Below are 25,069 nucleotides of genomic sequence, written 5' to 3'. Positions count from 1 at the left end.
AGACGGACGACTGCGTCAGCAGCTCGTCAGCTCTTCGCGCCGGCCTTGGTCGGGATGCTGTCGCGCTTCTCGCGGATCTTGGCGGCCTTGCCGCGCAGACCACGCAGGTAGTACAGCTTCGCGCGACGCACGTCACCGCGGGTCATGACCTCGATCTTGTCGATGATCGGGGTGTGCAGCGGGAAGGTGCGCTCGACACCGACTCCGAAGGAGATCTTGCGGACCGTGAAGGTCTCGCCGATGCCGCCGCCGTGGCGACGGATGACGACGCCCTGGAACACCTGGACGCGCGAGCGCGTGCCCTCGATGACCTTGACGTGCACCTTGAGGGTGTCACCGGCGCGGAACTCGGGGATGTCCGAGCGCAGCGACGCGGCGTTGATCTCGTCGAACGTGTGCATGATGCTTCGCTTTCTCAGGCGCCACAGGCCACCTCGTCACAATGTGGGTGTCGCATCCGTCGGGCCGCGTGGCCGACCGTGTGGTGCTGGTGGGCCAACTCCCCCTGTGGCAGGGGCCGTCGTGTGCCGGACGCAATGAGCAAGTCTGCCAGAGCGGACGGCATACCTGAAATCGGTGAGGCGAGCGTATGCCGGCCGTGCCCTAGCGTGAGCCTGTGAGCGTCTCCCCCGGCTGGCCCGTGTACGTATGCCTCGTCGTCCTCATGCTCGTGACCGTCGTCGCCAACCGGGTCAGCGGCGTCGGCCTCGGTCGCCAGTCGGCGGTCGCCGGCGCCCGGGCCGTCGTGCAGCTCGGCCTCGTGGCGCTCGTCATCACCGCGGTCGTCGGCTCCCTCTGGTGGTCGTTCGTCGCCGTGGGCGCGATGTTCGCGACGGCGGTCGCCACGACGTCCAAGCGCGTCGGCGCGCCGGGCACGTGGCCCTGGGCGGCCGCCGCGATGGCGTGCGGCATCGTCCCGGTCGTCGGCATCGTGCTGGCCACGGGCTCGGTGCCGCTGACGGGGATCGCCGTCATCCCGGTCGCAGGCATCGTCATCGGCAACACGATGACGGTGCACACGCTCGTCGGACGCCGCTCCTTCGCGGCGCTGCGGGAGGAGCACGGGCAGTACGAGGCGTCGCTCTCGCTCGGGCTCACCTCGAGCCAGGCCATCGACGAGATCATCGCCCGTCGCGTCCCGGAGGGCATCGTGCCGAGCCTCGACCAGGTGCGCACCTCGGGCATCGTCACGCTGCCGGGCGCCTTCATCGGCGTCATGCTCGGTGGCGGCAGCGCGGTCCAGGCCGCGACGGCCCAGGTGCTCGTGCTCTTCGCGATCATGGCGACGCAGTCGATCACGGCCGGCGTCCAGGCCGCCCTGATCCGCCGGCGGCTGCTGCTGCCGGACGACCTCGGCCTCGCGCTCGTGTCGTGACGGGCCGCGTGGGTCAGCGGCGACGGCGCTTGACGAGCGTGACCGCCCCGGGGATCGACGCGGGCTGCTCGACGAGGCGGTAGCCGGCCTTCTTGTACATCCGCAGGTTGTCCGTGCTGCGCGCCCCCGTGTGGAGGGTGAACGTGCGTATGCCGTCAGGCGCGGTCGACTCGGCGTGCTCCAGCAGGCGTCGGCCGAGTCCACGGCCCTGCAGGTCGGGGACGACGCAGAGGCGACCGATGAACCAGTCGTCGGCGTCGGGTCCGGTGCGCGACGTGCGCACCGCGCCGACGAGACGGCCGCCGCTGCGGGCCACCCACGTCTGCGTGCGCTCGAGGCTCGCGCGGACGTCGTCGAGGCTCTCGTGCAGGGCCGGGATCTGGAGGGTGTCGTTGGCGACGGCCTCCTGCACCCAGCAGGCCCGCATCAGCACGGCGAGCTCGGGCACGTCGCCCGGGGTGGCGGCGATGATCTCGACGTCGCCGGCGTCGGTGCCGTGGGAGGCGTGCAGCAGGTCGGGCCGGCGTGCAGCAGTGCGGGCCAGCCGCTGTTCGTGGCGCCACGCGGCGATGGCGCCGTGGTTGCCCGACAGGAGCACCTCGGGCACCTCTCGCCCGTTCCAGGTGCGCGGCTTCGTGTAGATGGGGTACTCGAGCAGGCCGTCCTCGTGCGACTCCTCGACGAGGGACTCGGCGTTGCCGATGACACCGGGAACGAGTCGGCCGACGGCCTCGACCATGGCGAGCACGGCGACCTCGCCCCCGTTGAGCACGTAGTCCCCGAGGCTCACGACCGAGACCTCGAGGCCAAGGTCCTCGCGGGCGTAGTCGTAGACCCGCTCGTCGATGCCCTCGTAACGTCCGCAGGCGAAGGCCAGCCACGGCTCCTGGGCCAGCTCGCGCGCAAGCGCCTGGGTGAACGGTTGACCGCCCGGACCGGGGACGACGAGCCGTGGCCTGGTCGACGGGTTCCCTTGCGCGACAACGTCGTCGAGGGCCTCAGCCCAGGGCTGCGGTTTCATGACCATGCCCGCTCCCCCGCCGTAGGGGGTGTCGTCGACGGTGCGGTGCCGGTCGTGGGTGTAGGTGCGCAGGTCGTGCACACGGACGTCGAGCAGCCCGTCCTGGCGCGCCTTGCCGATGAGCGAGAGGTCGAGCGCCGCGAGGTAGTCGGGGAAGATCGAGACGACGTCGATGCGCATGGCCGGGCGCGAGAATGCCTCTGGCGCAGGTGAGTCCGGGAGCGGGCCGGTCACTCGGTGCCCTCGCGGTAGAGGTCGAAGAGCCCGGGAGGGGCGTCGACGACGACGTGGTCGTCGGCCACCGTCGGCACGATGCGCTTGACGAAGGGCACGTATGCCGTGACGCCGTCGGTGAGCGTGATGACGAGACGGTCCTGCGCCGCGCCGAGCTCGAGCCCGCTGACGGTGCCGACCTGCTCGCCCGCCGGGTCACGCACCTCGAGGCCGACGAGGTCCTCCTCGTAGTAGCCCTCGTCGTCGTCCGCCTTCGTGGCGAGCTCGGGCATCACGAGCCTGGTGCCGCGCAGCCCCTCCGCGCCCGTGCGGTCGGGGATCTCCTCGAACGTGAGGAGCCAGATGCCGCGGTGCACGCGGGTCGAGGCGATGGTGAGGGCGGTCGGCACGCCGGAGCCGGGCTCGGCCTCCGTCGCGACGACCGTGCCTGGTGCGAATCGCGTCTCGGGGTCGTCGGTGTGCAGCTGCACGGTGACCTCGCCCCGCAGTCCGTGGGGCTTGCCGATGCGGGCGAGGACGACGTTCATGGCCCGAATCCTCTCAGGTTTGGGGGTGGTCCGGGCGCGCGCCCGGGAGTCCACCGACGCATACGGGATCGGTGGAAGACGACAGTGGGGCACCCCGGTCACCCGGGATGCCCCACTGGTCTGGCGTTCTGGGGTGGTCGCTCAGCGGACGCGGTCGGTGTCGACGATGTCGACACGGACGTTGCCGTTGCCCGCGAGGGCGCCGACGACGGTGCGCAGGGCGCTCGCCGTGCGGCCGGAGCGGCCGATGACGCGGCCGAGGTCGTCGGGGTGCACCCGGACCTCGAGCAGCTCACCGCGGCGAAGCTCCTTGCGGCGCACGACGACGTCCTCGTCGTGGTCGACGATGCCCTTGACGAGGTGCTCGAGCGCCTCCTCGAGCATGCTCAGGAACCGGCCTTGACGAAGCCGGCGGCCTCGGCGTCAGCGGCGTTCTTGAACCACACCTCGGCAACGGTCTGCTCGAACCACTGGCCGTCGGGCTCGTGGAACTTCATCGAGTCCTTGTTGCCCTTGATGGTGTAGCCCTCGGGCGCGGAGCCGTCCTCGTTGGCCGGAGCGGAGTTCGCGAACTCGGCGACGGCGGCAGGCGCCTCGGCCTTGTCGGCGGCCTTGTCGGCAGCCTTGTCGGACTTGTCGTCGGCCTTGTCGTCGGCCTTCTTCTCGTCAGCCTTGGGCTCGGCCTTCTTGGCGGCCTTCTTCTTCTGCGTGGTCGCACCCTCGGAGCCGGCCTCGACCTTGCCGCCAGCGGCGGAGATGGCGGCCTCGTAGAGGTCGCGCTTCGGGGTCTTCGGGGCCTTGGTCTCGACCTTGCCCTCGTCGACGAGCTTGATGAGCGCCGCGACGGCCTCGGTGGGCTGGGCGCCCTGGCTCAGCCAGTAGTGCGCGCGCTCGATGTCGATGTCGATGAGCGACGGCTGCTCGGTGGGGTGGTACTTGCCGATCTCCTCGATGGCCCGGCCATCGCGCTTGGTGCGCGAGTCCATGACGACGACGCGGTAGAACGGTGCACGGATCTTGCCCATGCGCTTCAGACGGATCTTGACGGCCATGCTGGCGGTCTCCTCAATCAGGTAGTGAGCGCGGCGAGACCGGCTGGGATCAGACGGGGTGCCGACGCTCGGTGTGTAGGCGTCCGGTCCAGCCGAGAGGGGGCCGGACGGGTACAGCCCTCCATTCTGCCAGACGCGAGGGGGTGGTCCGCACGCGGGCGTCGGCGCCGAACTCAGGCGTGAGTGTCAGGCGTACGCGGCACGCACCGCAAGGGCGTGCCGCACGACCTCGCTGCGCGGCAGGTCGAACGCCGCCTCGAGGTGCGGGACGACGGAGGGGTCGAACCCTGCTCGGGCGAGACCCATCCGAAGCTCGGGTGCGCTCGCGCGCACCTCGACCACGCCGCCCACGGGCGACGCACGGAGGAGCTCGAACAGGACGGCCGGGCTCTCGACCATGGCCGCCGAGAACAGCGGGATGCCGAGCTCGGCGGCGACGGCGGCCCCGACGCTCGTACCGCGCGACGCGGCGTCGTAGCCGTGCGCGCTGGTGACGACGCACGCGATCCGCCGGTGCCCGTGGGTGCGGTACGGCACGGCCGGCCAGTCGGACGAGAGCATCGTGAAGCGCTCGTGGTCGCGCCAGTCGCGCCGGCCGTCGGGACCGGGCAGGTGCAGGAAGGCCCGCGAGAAGCCCTCGTGCACGAACCCCAGCGACCGCGCGAGCCCGGCCGACCGGTGGTTGGCCGGCTGGATGTTGGCCTCGATGCGGTGCAGGCCCATCCCGTGCGGCTGGTCGTCGAAGGCGATGTCGACCGTGAGCCGGAGGCCCTCGGCGAAGAGGCCGCGGCCGGCATACGGGTCGTAGGAGTCGTAGCCGATCGACGCGCTGCGGAACGAGCCGCCGACGACGTTCGCGATGTTGATGCGTCCGACGAGGCCGTGCGAGCCCTCTGGGTCGAGGGCGAGGACCATGAAGGTGCGGTAGGTCGGCGACTGGTTCTCGAGGACGACGGGGAGGTTGTTCGGGTCGGGGATCGCGAAGTCGGCGAGCCGACGCTCGGACCGTGTCACGGCATCGGCGTATGCCGCCGCGTCGGCTGGCGTGGGCGGTCGCACCTCGACGCGCTCCCCCACCGCGGTCAAGGGCGCGACGGCGTCGGGGTCAGCCGACAACGCGACCTCGCAGGACCACACCGAGCGGGTCGGCGACGGTGGTGACGTCGGCACGAGGATCGGCCGCGTACACCACGAGGTCGGCGTCCTCACCCTCGACGAGGCCCGGCCGACCCAGCCACTCGCGCGCCCCCCACGTGGCAGCGGACACGACCTCGAGGTTGCTCAGACCGGCCTTCGTCAGCTCGACCATCTCCTGGGCGACCAGGCCGTGGGGCAGGCTCCCCCCGGCGTCGGTGCCGACGTAGATGGGCACACCCGCCTCGTGCGCGGCCCCGACCGTCGCGTAGCGCCGCTCGTGGAGGTCGAGCATGTGGCGGTGGTAGCCGGGGAACTTCGCCTTCGCCGGCTCGGCGAGCGCGGGGAACTGGGCGATGTTGACGAGCGTCGGCACGATGGCGATGCCCTGCGCGGCGAAGGTGTCGATGGAGTCCTCGCGCAGGCCGGTCGCGTGCTCGATGCAGTCGATCCCGGCCGCGGCCAGGTCTCGCAGCGACTCCTCACCGAAGCAGTGGGCCGTGACGCGTACGCCTTCCTCGTGGGCGGCCGCGATGGCGTCGGCGACAGCCTGCCGCGACCAGCTGGGTGCGAGGTCACCGACGTCCCGGTCGATCCAGTCGCCGACGAGCTTGACCCAGCCGTCGCCACGGTGCGCCTCGTGGCGGATGTGGCGCACGAGCTCGTCCTCCTCGACCTCGTGGGCGAAGTTGCGGATGTAGCGCCGGGTGCGAGCGATGTGCCGACCGGCCCGGATGATCTTCGGGAGGTCGTCGCGCTCGTCGACCCAGCGGGTGTCGCCCGGTTGCCCGGCGTCGCGGATGAGCAGCGTGCCGTTGTCGCGGTCGGTGAGTGCCTGCTGCTCCGCCTCGTCGCGGGGCACCTCGCCGTGGGGACCGAGACCGACGTGGCAGTGCGCGTCGACGAGACCCGGGAGCACCCACCCGTCGAGGGTCTGCTCGTGGGTGCGGTCGCTGGGCGGTGTGAAGGTCACCCTGCCGCCGACGACCCACAGCTCGTCGACCACCTCGTCCGGCCCGACGAGCACCCGACCGCGGACGTGGAGCACCGGTGCACTCATGGCCCGACCCTAACCGGCGGGACGGGTGAGGTCCGTGAGGATGTCCGCCCAGTGCGCCATGAGCGTCGCGTGGTGGCCGGCTCCCTCGTGGACGACCAGGCGAGATGTCGGCAGGTGCGCGTGCAGCCACTGGCCGTGCTCGAGGCCGACGACCCGGTCGTGGTCGCCATACCAGAGCGTCACGGGTGCGCGCACGTCCGAGGTCTCGACGTCCCAGCCGGCGGTGAACGCGAGCGCGTCACGCGATGCCCCGCGGTAGGACGGGACGCCGGGGCGACCGGTCGCCGTCCAGGGCTCCAGCACCTCGGGCGAGACGAACCCGCCGAAGCGCTGACCGTGTCGGTCGTCTGACGGCGTGCCGGGCGCCTCCACGGAGCGGGTCGCGGCCGCGTCCTGCAGCGCCACAGCCCGCTCCAGGTCGCCGGCGAGCGCCGTGCGGACGGCCGGCTCGTCGGCGACCCCGGGGTCGAGCGCGAGCACGGGACCGATGCCGGCGACGATGCCGACCGCGCTCACGAGGTGGGGGTGCGTCGCTGCCGTCGCGATGGCGTACGGCCCTCCCCCGGACACCCCGAGCACCGCGAACGCCGCGCCGCCGAGGTCAGCCATGAGGTGGCCGGCGTCGCGGGCCACGGACGTGAGGGTCGTGGGTGCGTCGGTGGTGCCGCCGTAGCCGGGCCGGGAGAACGCGACGAGCCGCACCCTCGCGCGTCGGGCGGCACCGTCGCCGAGGGCGGCCTGGAGGCGTCCGCCGGGCGTGCCGTGGAAGAAGAGGACCGGGTGGCCGGCCGGATCACCGCCCTGCCACACATCGAGCCGGCGGCCGTCGGGCAGCCGCACCCGAGACCGGCCGTCAGTCGTGACCACGCCCCGAGCGTATGCCGTCACGCGCGTCCCGGCACCGCCGTCAGGACGCGCCGTCGCTCGGACCTCAGCCGCGCAGCAGGCGGGGAACCGCCACGACGTCCACCAGGGCGAGGCCCCGCAGCACGGTGATCTCCATCGAGCGGTCGATGGCCTCGTCGAGCAGGATGCGCTGCAGCGACTGCGCGTCGAAGGGAGGTCTGCCGTCCGCGGCCACCACGACATCACCACGCATGAGACCGGCCCGGTCTGCGGGGCTGTCCGGTACGACGTGGGCGATCCGCAGTGCGGTGCGCCGCCCCAGGCGAGCAGCGAGCTCGTCTGACACGGGCACCGGAGCGGTGACGAGTCCCAGGTAGGCGCGGCGGACGTGCCCGTCCTCGACGAGCGCCTCGATGATCCGCCGGGTCGTGGTGTTGACCGGCACCGCGAGCCCGAGCCCGACCCCGGCGACCGCCGTGTTGATCCCGACGACCCTGGCACGGGAGTCGGCGAGCGCACCACCGGAGTTGCCCGGGTTTAATGCGGCGTCGGTCTGGATGACGTCCTCCACGAGACGCGACGCCACTCCCGACCTCGTCGGCAGCGACCGCCCGAGGGCGCTGACGACCCCTGCCGTCACGCTGCCCTCGAGCCCGAGCGGGTTGCCGATGGCGACGACGACGTGCCCGACAGCCAGACGGTCGGCGTCGCCGTACTCCGGCGGGGGCGGGAGCGTGCTCTCGGCGCGGACGACGGCGAGGTCCGACAGCGGGTCTGCACCGACGACGTGCACGCGCACAGAGGTGCCGTCCGCGAAGTGCGCCGTGCCGCGTCCGACACCTTCCACGACGTGGGCGTTCGTCAGCAGCAGGCCCTCCTCGGTCAGCACCACGGCGGAACCGCCGCCCTCGACCGTGCCGCTGCGGGCCGGCCTGCTGACGCGCAGGCTGGCCACGACGGGTGCCAGCCGGCTCGCCACCGTGCTCACGGTGCGCGAGTAGGCGTCGAGAACCTCGTCGTCGCCCGGCTCCGGGGCCGGTGGCATCTCGAACGGAGGCATTGCTCCTCCCCGCGTCAACGGCTACGCGACCTGCGCGGTCGTGTTCCTGTCAGCGAGAGCGGCGGCCACGGCATTCCCTCGGACCACGGGGTTCGCCGGAGGCGAACAGCCGGTGCTCTGACATCAGGTCCGACGTCAGCCCTTGCCGAGGAACTTCTCGAAGCCCTTGGGCAGGTTGGCGGGGTCGAAGCCGGCCATCGGGTCCGCGTCGTCGGAGCCGGCGCCCTGCCCGTTCGCGCCGGGAGCGCCGAATGCACTCGCCGCGGACGACACACGGCCGGCGGCGGCCTTCTCGGCTGCCGCGCGCTCCTCGGCCGCCCGCTTGGCCGGGTTGCCGCTCTTGCTCTTCTTGCGCTGCGGCGCCTGCTTGCCGCGCTTGCCCGTGCCGGGGATCCCCGGCATGCCCGGGAGGCCGCCACCGCCGCCACGCGCCATCGACTTCATCATCTTCTGGGCCTGGCCGAAGCGCTCGAGCAGCTGGTTGACCTCGGTGACCGTGACCCCGGAACCCTTGGCGATGCGCGATCGGCGCGAGCCGTTGATCTGCTTGGGGTGGGTGCGCTCGAACGGCGTCATCGAGCGGACCATCGCCTCGACGCGGTCGAACTCGCGGTCGTCGAAGGCGTCGAGCTGGTCGCGCATGCCCTGCATGCCCGGCATCATCTTGAGCATCGACTTGAGCGAGCCCATCTTCTTGATGGCGTTCATCTGCGAGAGGAAGTCCTCGAAGGTGAAGTCCTCCTCGGCGAGGAACTTGCGGGCCATCTCGTCGGCCTCGCGCTTGTCGAACGCCTTCTCGGCCTGCTCGATGAGCGTGAGCACGTCGCCCATGTCGAGGATCCGGCTGGCCATGCGGTCGGGGTGGAAGACCTCGAAGTCGGTGACCTTCTCACCGACCGACGCGAACATGATCGGCTCGCCCGTGATCTCGGTGACCGACAGGGCCGCACCACCGCGCGCGTCGCCGTCGAGCTTGGACAGCACGACACCGGTGAAGGCGACGCCGTCGTGGAACGCCTGGGCCGTCTCGACGGCGGCCTGGCCGATCATCGCGTCGATGACGAAGAGCACCTCGTCGGGCGAGATCGCCGTGCGGATGTCGGCGGCCTGCTGCATGAGGTTCGCGTCGACGGCGAGGCGGCCGGCCGTGTCGACGATGACGACGTCGTACTGCTTGGCGCGGGCCTGCTCGATGCCCATCCGCGAGACCGACACCGGGTCACCGAAGGAGCGCGTGCCCTCGCCCGAGTCGAGCACGGCGTCGTGGCCGCCCATGTTGCCGCGCTCGGGCGCGAAGACCGGGATGCCAGCGCGCTCGCCGACGACCTCGAGCTGGGTCACGGCGTTGGGGCGCTGGAGGTCGGCCGCGACGAGGAGCGGCGTGTGGCCCTGGTCCTTGAGCCACTTGCCGAGCTTGCCGGCGAAGGTCGTCTTTCCGGAGCCCTGCAGACCGGCCAGCATGATGACGGTCGGGGGCTGCTTCGCGAAGCGGATCGTGCGCGTCTGCCCGCCGAGGATCCCGACGAGCTCGTCCTGCACGATCTTGACGACCTGCTGGGCCGGGTTGAGCGCCTGGCTGACCTCGGCGCCGAGCGCACGCTCGCGCACGCTGCCGGTGAACCGCTTGACGACGGGCAGGGCCACGTCGGCGTCGAGCAGGGCGAGGCGGATGTCGCGGATCGTCGAGTTGACGTCGGACTCCGAGAGCCGGCCCTTGCCGCGGAGGTTCTTGAACGTCGCGGTCAGGCGGTCAGACAGGGATGCAAACACCCGGCAAGGCTATCCGCTCCCGCGCACAGGTCCGAGCCGACGCCCTCCCAGACCGCGTACGTCACTGTTGCGCCCCGTGGAACAGTGACGTAGCCGCCGGAAGGCATCGCTCGCCAGGTGACTACACCGACCGCGTACGTCACTGTTGCCCCCCGTGGAACAGTGACGCACGCCGTGCCCGAGGAGCTATGCCGCCCGCCGCGGTCGCGCACCGCGGCGTTACCTTGGGCAGGTGGCAGACCTCATCGACAAGATCGCCTGGATCCACCTCGAGCAGCGGCGCCTGCTCGTGGCCCGCAACGCCGGCCGTGAACGGTTCTACCTGCCCGGCGGCAAGCGCGAGCCCGGCGAGAGCGACCTCGAGACGCTGGTGCGCGAGCTCGACGAGGAGCTCACGGTGGCCCTCGACCCGGGCACGGCGGCATACGTCGGCACCTTCGAGGCCCTTGCCGACGCCCGCACCGACGGCCTCGTGGTGCGCCTGACCTGCTACACGGCGACTCACGCCGGCGCTTTCGCCCCCTCCCGCGAGATCGACGAGATCACCTGGGTGGGCTCGACCGACGGAGACCGCGTCTCCGCCGTCGACCGGCTCGTCCTCGACCACCTGCGCGACGCCGACCTCATCGACTGACCCGCCTCTTCCCGCTCCGTTCGATGTATCTCGCGGTCGCCGGCGACCGCGAGATACATCGACCCGAGGTCGGGTCAGGTGGCGTCGCAGGTGTCGATGATCATCGCCACGGCCTGTGCAGCGCGTGCCGGCGCGAGCTGCCCACCGCCGAACTCGGTCACGTAGAACGTGTCGAGCGTCTGGCCGGCATACGTGGCGATGTGCGCGGAACGCACCGACAGCGAGGCCCGGGCCAGCGTGATGCCGATGTCCTGGAGCAGGCCGGTGCGGTCGGTCGCCCGCACCTCGATGACGGTCGCGGTGTCGGAGGCGCTGCTGATGACCATGGCGCGCGTGGAGTCGACCGACCCCGAGCCGGGACTGCGCAGCACGGCCGACCGACGCCGCTGGAGCTTGCCGAGCGGTGACCGGTCACCGCTCGCGACGCGGGTCAGGTCGCGAGAGATGACGGCCGGCAGCGGGGTCTCGCTGCCCGGGGAGTCCACCCACCACTCGTTGACCGCCAGGCCGTCGACGGTGCGCACGATGGCCGATCGCACCACGAACCCCTGGGCGGCGAGCAGCCCCGCGGTGTCGGCGAAGAGGCCGGCGCGGTCGCGGTCGATGATGTCGATGCGGTGTGCCCCGCCGAGCGAGGTCACTGTCACGTAGGGCTCCCCGGACGCGATGCGGTCGAGCGCGTCGTCGGAGAGCGCCAGGGTCTCGATCGGTTCCACGACGAGAGGTCCCTCCGTCTCTGGCTGGGCGGTGAGAGCCGTCCGGCAGGCCGCGTAGAGCCGCTGGACGAGCCCGGCTCGCCAGTCGCTCCAGGCCTTCGGTCCGGCTGCTGACGCGTCCGCCTCGGTGAGGGCGCGAAGGAGGTCGAGCGTGCTGGCGGACCCGTCGACGGCGTCCGAGAGCGCGGCGATGGTCGCCGGGTCCTCGGGGTCGCGGCGGGTCGCCAGGTCGACGAGGGTCAGGTGCTCGCGAACCAGGCGCACGACGGTGTGGCGGTCCGCCTCGCCGACGCCGATCCGCTGCAGCACCGTGTCGGCCAGCTCGGCCCCGGTCGCGGAGTGGTCCTGCGAGCCGGGCACCTTGCCGATGTCGTGGAGCACCGCGGCGAGCATGAGCAGGTCCGGGCGGGAGACGTCGCGCACCATGCCGCTCGCCGCGACGACCGTCTCGATGAGGTGCCGGTCGACCGTGTGACGGTGCACCGCGTTGCGCTGGGGCCGGCTGCGGACCGCCTTCCACTCGGGGATCCAGCGCTCGACGACACCGGCGAGGTCGAGCCCCTCCCACACCGTGACGAGCCCCGGGCCGGCGGCGAGGAGGTCGGCGAAGAGGTTGCGGGCCACCTCCGGCCACGGCTCTGGCATCGAGGGCGCTTGTGCCGCAAGGTTCTTCAGCGTGGTCGGTGACAACGGGATGCCGCTCCGGGCCGCGACCACAGCGGCACGCAGCGGGATGATCGGGTCGGACGCCAGGTCGGCGGACGGCCCGAGCACCGCCTCGCCGTCGTGCCGGTAGAGGCCGTAGCCGAGCGGCGCCAGCTGCGGCCGGCGTGGCCCGACGCGCAGCGTCCTGGCGCGCTGGGACTGCATGGCTCGGCGCAGGGTGCCGTCGACGGCATACGCGATGGTGCGCGCGGACGTCGACAGGTCGGTGAGCAGGTCGTCGGCGTCGGTGTAGCCGAGCAGGGCGGCACACGCGTCCTGGTCGTCGCGGGTCAGTCGGTCTCGTCCGCGTCCGGTGACGACGTGGATCGCGTCGCGCACGTCGAGGATGCGCTCGTACGCCTCGTCGACCTCGCCGTGCGGCCGGTCGGTGAGCCAGGCGGCCGTCAGCGCACGCAGCACCGACATGTCGCGCAGGCCACCGTGGGCCTCCTTGAGGTCGGGCTCGATGAGGTGGGCGAGGTCGCCCTGGCGGGCGTGCCGCTGGATGACCGACTCCTGCATCTCGCCGAGCCGGGTGCGGGCGTTGGCGCGCCAGTCGTGGGCGACCGTCGATCGGGCGGCGTTGACGACGTCGGCGTCGCCGGCGACGTGGGTCAGGTCGAGCAGCCCGACCGCCGCGGAGAGGTCCTCCGAGGCGACGGCTCGGCAGTCGGCCACCGTGCGGACGCTGTGGTCGAGGCGGACCCCGGCGTCCCAGATCGGGTACCAGAGCTTGTCGGCGAAGGCGCCGACCTCCTTGCCCGAGAGCCCCCGCGGGTGGTGCACGAGGACGAGGTCGTAGTCGCTGAGCGGCCCACCGTCGCCGCGGGCGAGCGAGCCGACGGCGGCGAGGGCCACGCCCTCGTGCCGCCGGCCGGCACACGCCTCACGCCACAGCTCCTGGAGCCAGCCGAGGCCGAACTCGGCGAGCGCCCGGCGCCGGGTCTGGCCGGCGCCGGGCGTCGCGAAGGTGCGGGTGCCGGCGAGGTCCAGACGTCGGGTGGTCACATCCGTCATGTCAGGTCTCGCCGTCCCTCGAGTTGCGCGTGTACGTGTCGTTTCGTGCTGGTGCCACTGCGGCTCGCCCGCGGGCGGCGGCGGCCCCGACGCCTCAGAGGGCGTCGACGCCACGCTCGCCGGTGCGGACCCGGACCACCTCGTCGACCGGGACGGACCAGATCTTGCCGTCACCGATGCGACCGGTCTGGGCCGCCTTGAGGATGACCTCGAGGACGTCGGCCGAGTCGACGTCGTCGACCAGGACCTCGAGGCGCACCTTCGGCACGAAGTCGACGGTGTACTCGGCGCCGCGGTAGACCTCGCTGTGGCCGCGCTGGCGGCCGTAGCCGCTGGCCTCGCTGATGGTCATGCCGGCCACCCCGAAGGCCTCGAGGGCCTCCTTCACCTCGTCGAGCTGGTGGGGCTTGATGATGGCGGTGATGAGCTTCATGCGTTGGCTCCTTCGACCTGCGAAGCGGTGCTGATGGCCGGACGGGTGGTGCGGCCGCCTGAGGCGGGGAAGCCACCGATCTCGTACCCGGACTCGGCGTGGACTGCCTGGTCGATGCCCTCCGACTCGGCGTCGTCGCTGATCCTCCAGCCAATGGTGACCTTGAGGGCGATCGCGATGACGTAGGTCAGGGCGAACGAGAGGACGAGCGAGATGAGCGCGATGAGGATCTGCAGGACGGTCTGCTGCCAGCCGCCACCGTAGAACAGGCCGGTCGAGGTGGCGAGCAGGCCGGCACCCACGGTGCCCCAGAGGCCGGCGACGAGGTGGACCCCGACGACGTCGAGCGAGTCGTCGTAGCCGAGCTTGTACTTGAGGCCGACGGCGAGGGCCGAGAGGCCACCGGCGACGACACCGAGGATGATCGAGCCGACGGGCGACAGGGCGCCACAGGCGGGGGTGATCGCGACGAGGCCGGCGACGACACCGGACGCGGCGCCGAGCGAGGTCGCGTGGCCGTCACGGAACTTCTCCACGACGAGCCAGCCGATGGCGGCGGCGCAGGTGGCGACGGTCGTGTTGAGCCACACGGAGGAGGCGAGACCGTCGGCGGCGAGCTCCGAGCCGGCGTTGAAGCCGAACCAGCCGAACCACAGCAGACCGGCGCCGATCATGACGAGCGGGAGGTTGTGCGGACGCATCGCGACCTTGCCGAAGCCGAGTCGCTTGCCGACGACGAGCGCGAGGGCCAGGCCGGCGGCACCGGCGTTGATGTGCACGACCGTGCCACCGGCGAAGTCGATCGGAAGGAAGTTCGCGAGCCCCTTGTCGGTGACGCCGAAGAGCTTGGCCGAGAGGCCGCCCGAAGCACCGGAGAGCAGGCCGCCGCCCCACACCATGTGGGCGATCGGGAAGTAGACGACGGTGACCCAGATGACGGCGAAGGTGATCCAGGTGCCGAACTTGACGCGGTCGGCGATGGCGCCGCTGATGAGCGCGACGGTGATGACCGCGAAGGTCAGCTGGAAGCCCGCGTAGATGTACTCGGGGATGAACACCCCGACCCCGAACGGGTCGATGAGTCGCGCCGCCCCGTCCTCGCCGGTCAGCTGGCTGAGGCCGAACAGGTGGAACGGGTTCGCGAAGATGCCGGCGATGTCGGTGCCGCCGTCCTGGAGGTTGCCGAACGACATCGAGTAGCCCCACAGCACGTAGACGATGCCGACGACGGCCAGGGCGCCGAACGACATCATCATCATGTTGAGGACGGACTTGCTCCGGGTCATGCCGCCGTAGAAGAGGGCGAGCCCGGGCGTCATCAGGAGGACCATCGAGGACGCGATGAGCATGAATGCGGTCGCGGCCTCGTTGATCACTGGTGGTTCTGCCGCGAAGGGCATCAGTGCTGGTGTCATGCGGAGAGTCTGGGGACGGGCCGTTTCACCGGCGCGCTCCGTTTGTTACAGCCGTGTCAACAAGAACGGAGCGGTGTTAGCGGCTGGTTTCCCCCCACAGCGGCGTCCACATCGTGGAACGCGCCTCCCAGGTGGTGGAGCACCCGAGCACGTATGCCGCCCGGCCGGGCCGGCGGCACAAGGGGGTGAAGGACGCCGCGGTCACATGACGATGGCGTCGACGAAGGCCTCGGGGTCGAAGGGTGCGAGGTCGTCGGGCCCCTCGCCCAGGCCGACGAGCTTGACCGGGACCCCGAGCTGGCGCTGGACGGCGACGACGATGCCGCCCTTGGCGGTGCCGTCGAGCTTGGTGAGCACGATGCCGGTGACGTCGACGGCCTCGGAGAAGACCTTGGCCTGCTGAAGTCCGTTCTGGCCCGTGGTCGCGTCGAGGACGAGGAGCACCTCGTCGATCTCGCTCTGCTTCTCGATGACGCGCTTGACCTTGCCGAGCTCGTCCATGAGGCCGACCTTGTTGTGGAGGCGTCCGGCCGTGTCGATGATGACGACGTCGACCTCCTCCTCGATGCCGGCCTTGACGGCGTCGAAGGCGACGGCGGCGGGGTCGGCGCCGTCCTTGTCGGACCGCACGGTGGCGACCCCGACTCGGGCGCCCCACGTCTCGAGCTGGTCGGCAGCTGCGGCACGGAAGGTGTCGGCGGCCCCGAGCAGCACCTCACGGTCCTCGGCGACGAGCACGCGCGCGAGCTTGCCCACGGTCGTCGTCTTGCCGGTGCCGTTGACGCCGACGACGAGGATCACGGCGGGTCGGTCACCGACGCGGCTGCTGGCGATGCGGCGGTCCATGTCGGGCTGGACGAGCGCGAGCAGGTCGTCGCGGAGCCAGCCGCGAACGGTGGCCTCGTCGGTGGTGCCGTCGACCTTGACCTTGGTGCGCAGCGAGTCGACGAGCTGTGTCGTCGCCTCGACACCGAGGTCGGAGCCGATGAGGGTGTCCTCGACCTCCTCCCAGGTCTCCTCGTCGAGCTTGCCGCGCGAGAGCAGGGCCAGCAGGCCCTGTCCGATGGAGGAGTTGGACCGGGCGAGACGGGCGCGGAGGCGCTGGAGACGTCCGCGCGCCGACTCGGGGCGCTCGATGGTCGGCTCGGGAGGTGCGGTCGGTGTGGGCGGGGCCTCCGGCGCAGGCGCCTCGGGGGCCGGGGCCGGCGCACCTGCCGCCTCGGGTGGCGCGACGGTGTCGGTCGCGTCGGTGGGTGGCCTGCGGTCGAGGTCCTCGGCAGGCAGCCCCGGCGCCGACGGGGGCGCCTCGCGCTCGACGGGGCGGCCGCGGCCCCGCACGAGGTTGACGCCGTAGGCGATCGCACCCGCGAGGATGACGACGCCGATGATGACGAAGATCAAGACAGTGTCCACGTCAGCCATCCAACCATCAGCCGACGGGAGGGTGCTCCGGCGTACGCGAACGCCCCGCTCCCCCGGCCGGCCTGACGAGCCCGCCGTGCTGCGACCAGAAGTCCCTCCACCACCACGTGGCTGCCACGACCACCAGGGGCAGGTAGGCGATCAGGTAGCGAGAGCGGCCCTGGAAGAGCAGCGTGAAGGCGGCGACGCCGACGAGCGAGGCCAGCAGGAGCAGCGAGTGCGCCGTGACCCGGCCACGTAGCCATCCCACGCCGACGAGCGTCAGCACCAGCCACCAGAGGCCCTGGGTCAGGGCGACCCGCGCGCCGAGGAGCTGTCCGTCGGGCGAGTTCCAGGACTGCACGAGCTCGAAGGGCTGGCCGTCGTGGATCGGCCGTCGCGAGAGGTCCGTGCCCTCTCCGTAGGCCCAGAACATCCCGTCACCCCAGGTGAAGTCGAGCTTGTTCACCTCGAAGAGCAGGGAACCGCCCACGCCGCGCCTCTGCAGGTCGTCGCGGATGAACCTCTGCGAGATGCGCGTCTGGACGTCGGTGGGTCGGCCGAAGGTCGCGGAGTTGACGGGCCGGTCATAGCCGCCGAAGACGAGGTTGCCGTTGGGGCCGACCTGCGTGCGCAGGCCCGACGCGACGTAGTGCCAGGACGACGCGGCCACCCCGGGCGTGCTCGGCGGAGGCTCGGCGAGCCCTTTCACGACAGGACCCGACACGAGCTGGAATGCGAGGAGCCCGACGGCGATGCCGACGAGCTGCAGTCCGGATCTACGCCCCGAGCCGCGCATGCTGCGGACGGCAGGCAGCGCCACGAACCACAGGGCGCCGGCGACCAGGACGGCCACCGGCGTGACCTTGAGGGCATAGCCCAGTGCCAGGACGGCTCCCCCGGCCGCAGCCCACGCCGCAGACGGGGCCCGCCGGTCCGACCCGTGGGACCTCACGAAGCAGTACACCGCCCACACCGTCGTCCACATGGACGGTATGTCGGTGTAGGGGACGGCCATCCAGGGGCTCAGGCCGACCAGCGCCGTGAGGAGCACGATGGCCATGAGGCCCGCCACGCGGTCGGCCATGAGCACCGTCAGCCGGTAGACGCCCAGCAGCGCGATCGCAAAGCAGACGACCTGGATGACGAGGAACGCCGTGCCGTACCCGATGCCGAGGGCCTCACCGAGCCGCTGCGCCTGGCGCGCGAGAGCGAGCAGCACGTCATTGTTGGGGTAACGCGACAGGTAGGCGACCTGTGCGGACGTGATGGCGTCGCGGGGTTGGGTCACGACGTTCTGGATGAGCTTCGAGTCCCACGTCGTGACGTAGTAGCTGGCGTAGCCGACGAAGGCTGCCACCGCTGTGCACGCTGCCGCGACGGGAAGGGCCAGGCGTCGGGCCAGCGCGTCGGAGAGGGTGGGCCCCCGGCGTCCGACCACGAGGGCCAGGACGAGCAGGCCGACGAAGGACCCGATGGCACCGAGCCGGTCGTAGGGGATCGCGGTGAACCTCGGCACCGTGATGGTCAGCAGGACCAGCCCGAGCAGCGCCCCTCCCGTCACCCGACTGGCCAGGATCCCCATCCGGGCGCTCCGCGTCGTCACCGCGGCTCTCATCGTCCCTCCAGCACTGCGTCCCACCGTTCGTACGGGCGCAGGCTAACTCCCCGAGCAGGGCGGGGCCTGGGCTTCCCGCTGGACGGACATGCGGACGCGACCCGCTGCTACGGCATACGGGCGTCGGTGCGGCGAACCACCCCAGTGGCTCGCCGACGCGCGTCGTCGGCGATCGCCTCGCCCTTGGCGGTGAGCACGTCCCGACCACCGCGGTGCGCCGGCACGGCGACGATCCCGACGACGGCCACGGCGAGCACGGTGACGACGAGCATCGAGATGACCAGGAAGAGCATGTGACAAGAGTGACGCATGAGACGCGTGTGACGCAAATAGCACAGTGTGAAGATTTGGCAACCCCAAGGAGCGGTCGCCCAGGAGCGGCACCTCACTCCGTTGCTAGGGTGCCGTGCCGTATGCCGCCGGGCTAAGCCGGGCGTGCCACGCTCAGCCGGGCTCAGGCGGGCTGGTCGGCGACGTCGCGCAGCCGCTGTGAGACGACCGTCGTCACACCGTCGCCGCGCATGCTGACCCCGTAGAGGGCGTCGGCGATCTCCATCGTCTTCTTCTGGTGCGTGATGACGATGAGCTGGGAGCTGTCGCGCAGCTCCTCGAAGAGCGTGATGAGGCGCCCGAGGTTGGCGTCGTCGAGCGCGGCCTCGACCTCGTCCATGATGTAGAAGGGCGAGGGGCGCGCCTTGAAGATCGACACGAGCAGCGCCACGGCCACGAGCGACCGCTCGCCGCCCGAGAGCAGCGAGAGCCGCTTGATCTTCTTGCCCGGCGGCCGAGCCTCGACCTCGAGGCCGGTCGTGAGCATGTTGGACGGGTCGGTGAGGACGAGGCGCCCCTCACCACCGGGGAAGAGCCGCTGGAAGACGCGTTCGAACTGCACGGCGGTGTCCTCGAACGCCTCGGCGAACACCCGCTCGACGCGCTCGTCGACCTCCTTGACGATGTCGAGCAGGTCGCGCTTGGAGCTCTTGAGGTCCTCGAGCTGCTCGGTGAGGAACTTGTGGCGCTCCTCGAGGGCCGAGAACTCCTCCAGCGCAAGGGGATTGATGCGACCGAGGGCGTTCAGCTTGCGCTCGGCCTGTCGCAGACGCTTCTCCTGCGCCTCACGCACGAACGGGATGGGCTCGGGCTGTGCCGCGTCGGGGTCTGCGTCAGGGTCGGGCACGAACGGCACGAGCTGGTGCGGCCCGAACTCCTCGACGAGGTCGGACGGCGCGATGCCGAGCTCCTCGATCGCCTTGGTCTCGAGCTGCTCGATGCGCAGGCGCTGCTGCGTGCGGGCCACCTCGTCGCGGTGCACGGTGTCGGTGAGCTCGCGCAGCTCGGCCTGCAGCACGCCGATGTCGCGCCGGACCACCGCGAGCTCGGCGTCGCGTTCGGTGCGCTCGGCCTCGCCCGCGGCGCGGGCGCGGCCGGACTCGTCGGCCGACTCGGCGAGCAGTCCGTGGGCCCAATCGGCGGCCGTGCGCACGGCGCCGGCGATGGCCGCCTCACGCTGGCGGCGGGCGCGCTTCTCGGCCAGGCGCTCGCGGGCCTGCTCCTCGTGCAGGGCGCCGCGCTCGAGCGCGTCGGCGCGGTCCTTGAGGGCGCGGGCGCGCTCCTCGCGGGTGCGCAGGGCGAGCCGCAGCTCCGTCTCGGCCGCACGCGACTCGCGGGCCACGGTCTCGAGACGGTCGCGTTCCTCGGTTGAGGGCTCGTCGGCGAAGTCGCCCTCGCCGCTCGCCGCCTCGAGCCGCTCGGTGAGCTCGGCGTGCTCGGACTGGTCGGCCTCGAGCGCCGCGGTGGCGTCGGCGATCGCCTTCTCGGTGCGCTCGACCTCGGCACGAGCCGCACGCAGCGTCTGCCCCAGGGAGCCCAGCTTCTCGGCGATCGCCGCCATGCGGGCGTCGCTCTCGTTGAGCCGCTCCAGCGCGCCTTCGACGGCGTCGGCCAGCTCGGCCCGGCTCGCCTCGGCGCCGGCCACGCGGAAGCGCGCCTCCTCGCCCTCGCGCGTGGCGCGTGCCATGGCATCCTGGGCGTCGTCGAGCGCGGCCTGCAGCTCGATGAGGCTCGGTGCGGTGTTGCTCCCGCCGCGGACGGCGCCCGGCGCGTAGACGTCGCCCACCCGGGTCACCGCGGTGACCCCCGTGTGCGTGCGGACGAGCGCGCGAGCAGTGGCGCCGTCGGGCACGAGAGCGACCCGCTCGAGCACCTGGTCCAGGGCCGGTCGCACCGAGGCTGGGCACTCCACGACGTCGCGGGCCCAACGGCAACCGCCGGGGAGGGTCGGCCAACCCGTGTGGTCGAGCGCATCGGCGGACTCGGCGACGAGCAGGCTGGCACGGCCGTGGTCGCCGTCGCGGAGAGCCTCGATCGCGGCAGCGGCAGCGTCCAGTGAGCCGACCGCGAGCGCCTCGGCAGCCCAGCCGAGGGCCGCGGCGACGGCGTTCTCGAGGCCTGCCTCGACGGTGACGAGAGAGGCGACGGAGCCGAGGATCTCGTGACCGTCGTCGGCGGCGGCGAGCAGGGCGGCCGCGCCGTCCTTGCGGCTGAGGCTGAGCCCGAGTGCCTCGACGCGAGCGGCGGCGGTGGTGCGCGCCCGCTCGGCGGCGGCCTCGGATTCCTTCCAGCGGGCCAGCTCGGCCTCGGCAGCCTCGAGGCGCGCCGCGGCCTCCTCGTAGGCGGTGTCGAGGTCTTCCTCGCCCTCTTCGTCCTGGGCCACGCCGGCCTCGAGACGCGAGAACTCGCGCTCGGCCTCGGCCGCGCGGGCCTGGGCAGCCTCGATGGTGCCGCGCAGGCGGCCCAGCTCGGCCTCGCGGGCCTCGATGCGCGACGCCTTGGCGCCGACCTGGCCACCGAGCTTGGCGAGCCCCTCACGGCGGTCGGCGGCAGCGCGAGCCTCGCGCTGTAGCCGGGTGGTCTCCTCCGCGTGTCCTCGTTCGGCGTCGGCACGTTTGGCGACGGCGTCCTCGAGGGCCGCCTGCGCCTCGGCGATCTCCTCGAGCAGGTAGAGCTCCTGCTCACGCACCTCGGCCGCCTGGGCGCGAAGCTGCTCGGGGTCGCGGCTCTGGCCCGACTCCTCGGGCTCGTCGTCCTCGCTGAGCAGGCGTACGCGCTCGGCTGCGAGGGAGCGGGTCGAGGCCATCCGCTCGACGAGGCGGCCGAGGGCGACGTACTCGTCCTGGGCCTGCACGAGCGCGGGCCGGGCCGCCTCGGCGGCCTCCTCGAGGGAGCCCAGGCGCGTGCCGAGCTCAGCGATGGCCTCCTCGACCTCGGCGCGACGCTCGATGAGGGCCGACTCGTCGGCGACCTCCTGCTCGAGCGTCGACGTGAGCTGGACGAGGTCGTCGGCGAGCAGCCGTAGCCGGGCGTCACGGGCGTCGGTCTGGATCACGGCAGCCTTGCGGGCGGTCTCGGCCTGGCGCCCGAGCGGGCCGAGCTGACGACGGATCTCACCGGTCAGGTCGTGCACGCGGGTGAGGTTGGCCTCCATCGACTCGAGCTTGCGGAGGGCGCGCTCCTTGCGCTTGCGGTGCTTGAGCACACCCGCGGCCTCCTCGATGAAGCCACGGCGCTCCTCAGGGGTCGCGCGCAGCACCGTGTCGAGCTGGCCCTGGCCGACGATGACGTGCATCTCGCGGCCGATGCCGCTGTCGGAGAGCAGCTCCTGCACGTCGAGCAGCCGGCAGGGAGTGCCGTTGATGGCGTACTCGGACCCGCCGTTGCGGAACATCGTGCGGGAGATCGTCACCTCGGTGTAGTCGATCGGCAGCGCACCGTCGGTGTTGTCGATGGTGAGCGCGACCTCGGCGCGGCCCAGCGGGGCCCGACCGGAGGTGCCGGCGAAGATGACGTCCTCCATCTTGCCGCCGCGCAGCGACTTGGCGCCCTGCTCCCCCATCACCCAGGCGAGCGCGTCGACGACGTTGCTCTTGCCGGAGCCGTTGGGGCCGACGATGCACGTGATGCCGGGCTCGAGGCGCATGTGGGTCGCCGAGGCGAAGGACTTGAAGCCCTTCAGGGTGAGGCTCTTGACGTACACGGACGTGGGGTTCCTTCGGTGTCCTTCGGCGACGATCCCGGTCAGCGTACTAGTCGCCGAGCCCGACGCCGGGGAGGCGAGCAGCGCGGTAGACGCGGCGGGTTGGTCTCGGCTCGCCATCCCGTGTCGCTGGAGGCGGACGTCCGGGCAGCGGAACTCGCCCTCCTCTCCGATACCTCGCGCGGCGGAGCGGCGATTTCGCGCACAGGGGACGAGCGATGACAATGCACGGGTGTCCAGGCACTTGATCGTCGACAGGCGCAGCGCGCAAACCCGATCCGTGCCCTGGCCCAACGCAGCGGATCTGCGCATGGTCCTGCTGGTCGTCGTGATCACCGCCGTGGTCACCTATGTCGCGTCACACGTCGTTTTCGTTCAGCTGAACGACATGGAACGCGGGGACATCCATCTGCACAACCAGGTGGTCACCGGCGAGAGTCATCGTGCCGCCGGCTACACGATCTACTACAACCTTCTGTCCTGGGTGGCAGGTGGGTCCACCAGTCCCGGGGCGGTCCGGGTCGCATCCGAGACCATCCTGGCAAGCGCGATGGCGGCAAAGGCGGCCATCACGTTGACCATCACCTGGTGGATGACCAGGTCGCTGTGGCCAAGCCTTGCGGTGACTGCATTCCTCATGGTGAGCGTTCCCGTCAACCTCACGCTGTCGCCGCAGCTCTATCTCGGTCGGCTCACCGGAACGATCTGGCACAACTCGACGACCATCGTCCTCATCCCCGTGAGCGTGCTCCTCTTCTTCTTCGCGGTCGCATTCCTGACAGCGGAAGCCCCGCGACGGGCCTACTGGGTGCTCGGGCCGTCGTTGATCGTGGTCGACGGCCTCCTCAAACCCAACTTCCTGTTGGCGCTCCTGCCCGGCCTGGCCCTGTTCACTGCCGTGCTGGTCCTCCGCCTCCGGCGAAGGACCGGCGTCTGGGCCGCGGCGCTCCCCATCCTGGGGAGGTTCCTGGTCCTGGCTCTTCCCGCTGCCGTCCTGCTGGCCGGGCAGTACGTCCTCGCCTACCAGGACGGCGGCGTCCCCTACACCAACGGCGTCAGGCCTCTGGCCACGTGGTCGCTCCTGACTGCCTCCGTGCCCGGGGGGATACCGGTCGTTCTGCTCGAGTCCTTTCTGCTGCCCGCCCTGGTGACCCTGCTGCTCTGGGGACCATCCCGCCGCTACCCCTTCCTGTTGACGGCCTGGCTCGTCACGGGTGTGGCAGCGGCCCAGTTCGCCGTCCTTGCCGAGTACACGGCGACGGGCGAGCTGCTGACCCACGGCAACTGGAGCTGGGGCGGCCACGTGGCCGCCTACGTGCTCTACATCTCGGCCGCGATCCTGTGGATCCGCCACCACACGCTGCTGCCTGGATGGGCGAAGGCGCTCGTCTACGTCGTAGCCGCAACGTATGTGGCCACGGGCGTCGTCTACCTCATGCATGTCATGCAGCCGGGCGATCCCGGCTACTACTAGGCTCGTCGGCCGCCGAGTCCGACGCCAGGGAGGCGAGCAGCATCGGACGGCGCGACCGCATACGGTTGGCGGGTGACCGAGCACACCCGTCAGGGCGACCCTCACACCGTGACCACGATCGAGCGGCTGCTCGAGGTCTACCCCGGCACCCCGGCGGCGAACTCCATCGCCAAGGAGTCGGCGACCCTGACTCCCAGCCATGTCCGCATCATTGCGGCGTCGCCCTTCGTCGTCGTCTCGACGGTCGGCGTCGGCGGCCTCGACCAGTCACCCCGGGGCGACCATCCCGGTTTCGTCGTCGTGCGCGACGAGCACACGCTCGTGGTCCCCGACCGCCGCGGCAACAACCGGCTCGACACCCTGCGCAACGTCGTCGCCGACCCGCGCGTGGGACTGCTGTTCCTCGTTCCCGGCCTCGGTGAGGAGCTGCGCGTGCGCGGCACCGCCGTCGTCTCGACCGACCCCGCCGAGCTGGGCAGGCACGAGGTCAGAGGCGCCGTCCCGGCCTCAGTTCTCGTCGTGACGGTGGAGCGCGCCTACTTCCAGTGCGCCCGCGCGATCAAGCGAAGCCGCTTGTGGGACAGCGATTCCCACGTCGATCCAAAGTCCCTGCCGACGGCGGGCGCCATGACCCGGGAGGCGGGCGGCTTCACCTCCGACGCCGAGGCTGCGGCATACGACGCGGCCCTCGACGCCCGACAGGACGCGACGCTCTACTGACGCTCGCCGGGCTGGCCGACGGGTGGACCAGCGGCGCCCGCCAGCTCACTCGTCGCCGTTGGCGATCCGCTCGTGGTGGTGGATGACCTCGGCGATGATGAAGTTCAGGAACGACTCGGCGAAGACCGGGTCGAGCCCGGCGTCCTTCGCGAGCGCCCGGAGCCGCGCGATCTGCCGCTCCTCACGCGCCGGGTCGGCCGCGGGCAGCTGGTGCTCGGCCTTGAGCTGACCGACCTGCTGGGTGCACTTGAACCGCTCGGCGAGCAGGTGCACGAGCGCAGCGTCGATGTTGTCGATGCTGCTGCGCAGCCGGGCGAGATCGGCTGGGACCTCTGGCACGTCGCTCACGCCGGCCAGCCTAGGCGGGTCACCGCTCGACGAAGCCGGAGGTTCCGTCCTTCGGAACGCCCTGCTGCACGACGACGGTCTCGACGCGGCCGGGCCGGCGCGTCGTGGACGGGTCTTCACGCAGCAGCGCCTCGAGCCGCTCGACCGCGGCGATGCTTCCCTGGGCGACGACCTCGACCCGCCCGTCCGCGGTGTTGCGGGCATGACCGACGAGCCCCAGCTCGAGTGCGCGGGCTCGCGTCCACCAGCGAAAGCCCACGCCCTGCACGCTGCCCCGCACGAACATCGTCACCCGCACCGTCTCGCCCACGCAGACACCGTATGCCGCACGGTCGGCCGCGGGGAGCCAGTGAAGGGGCGGGGCCGACCCACCGACGCGTGCAACACCCGCCGCGTGGCGCCGCAACGTCGGCCCCGTGCGTAACTATGCTCACGGCAGGCACAAAGGTGAGTCAGCTCACTGGGCCCACGGAAGG

Annotated in this window: 22 protein-coding genes and 2 pseudogenes; 4 read left to right on the top strand and 20 right to left on the bottom strand. The window is 71.5% G+C overall.

Annotated features, from left to right (window positions below; all coding sequences use genetic code 11):
• Nucleotides 1–26: 26 nt before the first annotated feature.
• Complete coding sequence (gene rplS / locus AC1DE0_RS04095; RefSeq protein WP_478097371.1) at nucleotides 27–401, bottom strand: 50S ribosomal protein L19; 375 nt, start codon at nucleotides 399–401, stop codon at nucleotides 27–29.
• Nucleotides 402–616: 215 nt separating this feature from the next.
• Between rplS and AC1DE0_RS04090 the strand changes: the two genes are divergently transcribed.
• The gene (locus AC1DE0_RS04090; protein WP_478097369.1) at nucleotides 617–1,375 is read left to right on the top strand and encodes an ABC transporter permease; all 759 of its coding nucleotides are present in this window, start codon (nucleotides 617–619) and stop codon (nucleotides 1,373–1,375) included.
• 13 nt (nucleotides 1,376–1,388) lie between these two features.
• Here the strand turns inward: AC1DE0_RS04090 and trmD are convergent, their stop codons facing one another.
• The 10 genes and pseudogenes from trmD to ffh form a co-directional block, all read right to left on the bottom strand.
• Nucleotides 1,389–2,576: a tRNA (guanosine(37)-N1)-methyltransferase TrmD gene (trmD, locus tag AC1DE0_RS04085; protein WP_478097367.1), complete on the bottom strand. Its 1,188-nt coding sequence runs from the start codon at nucleotides 2,574–2,576 to the stop codon at nucleotides 1,389–1,391.
• A 50-nt stretch (nucleotides 2,577–2,626) separates the two neighbouring features.
• Complete coding sequence (gene rimM, locus AC1DE0_RS04080; protein ID WP_478097365.1) at nucleotides 2,627–3,157, bottom strand: ribosome maturation factor RimM; 531 nt, start codon at nucleotides 3,155–3,157, stop codon at nucleotides 2,627–2,629.
• 141 nt (nucleotides 3,158–3,298) lie between these two features.
• A complete protein-coding gene (locus tag AC1DE0_RS04075; protein WP_442291651.1) occupies nucleotides 3,299–3,541 on the bottom strand; it encodes an RNA-binding protein in 243 nt (80 codons plus the stop codon).
• Nucleotides 3,542–3,543: 2 nt separating this feature from the next.
• Nucleotides 3,544–3,663 (bottom strand): annotated as a pseudogene (locus AC1DE0_RS04070) (sunset domain-containing protein); the annotation flags it as partial.
• Nucleotides 3,664–3,741: 78 nt separating this feature from the next.
• Nucleotides 3,742–4,209 (bottom strand): annotated as a pseudogene (gene rpsP / locus AC1DE0_RS04065) (30S ribosomal protein S16); the annotation flags it as partial.
• Nucleotides 4,210–4,395: 186 nt separating this feature from the next.
• Nucleotides 4,396–5,325: a GNAT family N-acetyltransferase gene (locus AC1DE0_RS04060; RefSeq protein WP_478097362.1), complete on the bottom strand. Its 930-nt coding sequence runs from the start codon at nucleotides 5,323–5,325 to the stop codon at nucleotides 4,396–4,398.
• Nucleotides 5,315–6,403: an amidohydrolase family protein gene (locus AC1DE0_RS04055; protein WP_478097360.1), complete on the bottom strand. Its 1,089-nt coding sequence runs from the start codon at nucleotides 6,401–6,403 to the stop codon at nucleotides 5,315–5,317. Before AC1DE0_RS04055 ends, AC1DE0_RS04060 begins: the two co-directional genes overlap by 11 nt.
• Before the next feature lie 9 nt (nucleotides 6,404–6,412).
• A complete protein-coding gene (locus AC1DE0_RS04050; protein WP_478097358.1) occupies nucleotides 6,413–7,270 on the bottom strand; it encodes an alpha/beta fold hydrolase in 858 nt (285 codons plus the stop codon).
• A gap of 64 nt (nucleotides 7,271–7,334) precedes the next feature.
• Nucleotides 7,335–8,309 carry a S1C family serine protease gene (locus tag AC1DE0_RS04045; RefSeq protein WP_478097356.1) on the bottom strand — a complete coding sequence of 325 codons (975 nt, stop codon included), beginning with the start codon at nucleotides 8,307–8,309 and terminating at the stop codon, nucleotides 7,335–7,337.
• A 135-nt stretch (nucleotides 8,310–8,444) separates the two neighbouring features.
• Complete coding sequence (gene ffh / locus AC1DE0_RS04040) at nucleotides 8,445–10,079, bottom strand: signal recognition particle protein (protein ID WP_478097353.1); 1,635 nt, start codon at nucleotides 10,077–10,079, stop codon at nucleotides 8,445–8,447.
• A gap of 232 nt (nucleotides 10,080–10,311) precedes the next feature.
• Here ffh and AC1DE0_RS04035 point away from each other — a divergent pair, with 232 nt between their 5' ends.
• Nucleotides 10,312–10,713 (top strand): NUDIX hydrolase, encoded by a 402-nt coding sequence (locus tag AC1DE0_RS04035; RefSeq protein WP_478097351.1) that lies wholly within the window; start codon nucleotides 10,312–10,314, stop codon nucleotides 10,711–10,713.
• 74 nt (nucleotides 10,714–10,787) lie between these two features.
• Here AC1DE0_RS04035 and AC1DE0_RS04030 read toward each other — a convergent pair whose 3' ends face one another.
• From AC1DE0_RS04030 to smc, 7 genes are all read right to left on the bottom strand, one after another.
• Entirely contained in the window at nucleotides 10,788–13,151 is a 2,364-nt protein-coding gene (locus AC1DE0_RS04030; protein ID WP_478097348.1) for a [protein-PII] uridylyltransferase, read from the bottom strand.
• Nucleotides 13,152–13,245: 94 nt separating this feature from the next.
• Nucleotides 13,246–13,584: a P-II family nitrogen regulator gene (locus AC1DE0_RS04025; RefSeq protein ID WP_386050044.1), complete on the bottom strand. Its 339-nt coding sequence runs from the start codon at nucleotides 13,582–13,584 to the stop codon at nucleotides 13,246–13,248.
• Nucleotides 13,581–14,999, bottom strand: coding sequence for an ammonium transporter (locus AC1DE0_RS04020; protein WP_478097345.1), 1,419 nt, complete (start codon nucleotides 14,997–14,999; stop codon nucleotides 13,581–13,583). Before AC1DE0_RS04020 ends, AC1DE0_RS04025 begins: the two co-directional genes overlap by 4 nt.
• 201 nt (nucleotides 15,000–15,200) lie before the next feature.
• On the bottom strand, nucleotides 15,201–16,421 hold the full coding sequence (ftsY, locus tag AC1DE0_RS04015) for a signal recognition particle-docking protein FtsY (RefSeq protein WP_478097343.1): 1,221 nt from the start codon (nucleotides 16,419–16,421) through the stop codon (nucleotides 15,201–15,203).
• Between the two features lie 7 nt (nucleotides 16,422–16,428).
• On the bottom strand, nucleotides 16,429–18,006 hold the full coding sequence (locus tag AC1DE0_RS04010) for a glycosyltransferase family 39 protein (RefSeq protein WP_478097341.1): 1,578 nt from the start codon (nucleotides 18,004–18,006) through the stop codon (nucleotides 16,429–16,431).
• Between the two features lie 119 nt (nucleotides 18,007–18,125).
• Nucleotides 18,126–18,311, bottom strand: a complete 186-nt coding sequence (locus AC1DE0_RS04005; RefSeq protein ID WP_478097339.1) for a hypothetical protein — start codon at nucleotides 18,309–18,311, stop codon at nucleotides 18,126–18,128.
• 161 nt (nucleotides 18,312–18,472) lie between these two features.
• Nucleotides 18,473–22,051 (bottom strand): chromosome segregation protein SMC, encoded by a 3,579-nt coding sequence (gene smc, locus AC1DE0_RS04000; protein WP_478097337.1) that lies wholly within the window; start codon nucleotides 22,049–22,051, stop codon nucleotides 18,473–18,475.
• A 244-nt stretch (nucleotides 22,052–22,295) separates the two neighbouring features.
• Between smc and AC1DE0_RS03995 the strand changes: the two genes are divergently transcribed.
• Both AC1DE0_RS03995 and AC1DE0_RS03990 read left to right on the top strand, forming a co-directional pair.
• Nucleotides 22,296–23,525 (top strand): hypothetical protein, encoded by a 1,230-nt coding sequence (locus AC1DE0_RS03995; RefSeq protein ID WP_478097335.1) that lies wholly within the window; start codon nucleotides 22,296–22,298, stop codon nucleotides 23,523–23,525.
• Nucleotides 23,526–23,597: 72 nt separating this feature from the next.
• Entirely contained in the window at nucleotides 23,598–24,245 is a 648-nt protein-coding gene (locus tag AC1DE0_RS03990) for an MSMEG_1061 family FMN-dependent PPOX-type flavoprotein (RefSeq protein WP_478097333.1), read from the top strand.
• Nucleotides 24,246–24,290: 45 nt separating this feature from the next.
• Here AC1DE0_RS03990 and AC1DE0_RS03985 read toward each other — a convergent pair whose 3' ends face one another.
• Together AC1DE0_RS03985 and AC1DE0_RS03980 are read right to left on the bottom strand one after the other, a co-directional pair.
• The gene (locus tag AC1DE0_RS03985) at nucleotides 24,291–24,593 is read right to left on the bottom strand and encodes a chorismate mutase (protein ID WP_478097330.1); all 303 of its coding nucleotides are present in this window, start codon (nucleotides 24,591–24,593) and stop codon (nucleotides 24,291–24,293) included.
• Between the two features lie 19 nt (nucleotides 24,594–24,612).
• On the bottom strand, nucleotides 24,613–24,879 hold the full coding sequence (locus AC1DE0_RS03980) for an acylphosphatase (protein WP_478097760.1): 267 nt from the start codon (nucleotides 24,877–24,879) through the stop codon (nucleotides 24,613–24,615).
• Nucleotides 24,880–25,069: the final 190 nt, after the last annotated feature.

The organism is Terrabacter sp. 05T424, from assembly GCF_056396225.1.
Note: the sequence above shows the minus strand (reverse complement) of the source record. Positions and strands in the feature narration are given on the sequence as shown.

Bases quoted from the DNA above. Each gene is read 5' to 3' on its own strand.
- AC1DE0_RS04055 (WP_478097360.1), bottom strand. From the start codon at position 6,403: ATGAGTGCACCGGTGCTCCACGTCCGCGGTCGGGTGCTCGTCGGGCCG.
- rimM (WP_478097365.1), bottom strand. From the start codon at position 3,157: ATGAACGTCGTCCTCGCCCGCATCGGCAAGCCCCACGGACTGCGGGGC.
- AC1DE0_RS03980 (WP_478097760.1), bottom strand. From the start codon at position 24,879: ATGTTCGTGCGGGGCAGCGTGCAGGGCGTGGGCTTTCGCTGGTGGACG.
- AC1DE0_RS04030 (WP_478097348.1), bottom strand. From the start codon at position 13,151: ATGACGGATGTGACCACCCGACGTCTGGACCTCGCCGGCACCCGCACC.
- ftsY (WP_478097343.1), bottom strand. From the start codon at position 16,421: ATGGCTGACGTGGACACTGTCTTGATCTTCGTCATCATCGGCGTCGTC.
- trmD (WP_478097367.1), bottom strand. From the start codon at position 2,576: ATGCGCATCGACGTCGTCTCGATCTTCCCCGACTACCTCGCGGCGCTC.
- AC1DE0_RS04025 (WP_386050044.1), bottom strand. From the start codon at position 13,584: ATGAAGCTCATCACCGCCATCATCAAGCCCCACCAGCTCGACGAGGTG.
- AC1DE0_RS04020 (WP_478097345.1), bottom strand. From the start codon at position 14,999: ATGACACCAGCACTGATGCCCTTCGCGGCAGAACCACCAGTGATCAAC.
- AC1DE0_RS04075 (WP_442291651.1), bottom strand. From the start codon at position 3,541: ATGCTCGAGGAGGCGCTCGAGCACCTCGTCAAGGGCATCGTCGACCAC.
- AC1DE0_RS04005 (WP_478097339.1), bottom strand. From the start codon at position 18,311: ATGCTCTTCCTGGTCATCTCGATGCTCGTCGTCACCGTGCTCGCCGTG.
- AC1DE0_RS04045 (WP_478097356.1), bottom strand. From the start codon at position 8,309: ATGCCTCCGTTCGAGATGCCACCGGCCCCGGAGCCGGGCGACGACGAG.
- rplS (WP_478097371.1), bottom strand. From the start codon at position 401: ATGCACACGTTCGACGAGATCAACGCCGCGTCGCTGCGCTCGGACATC.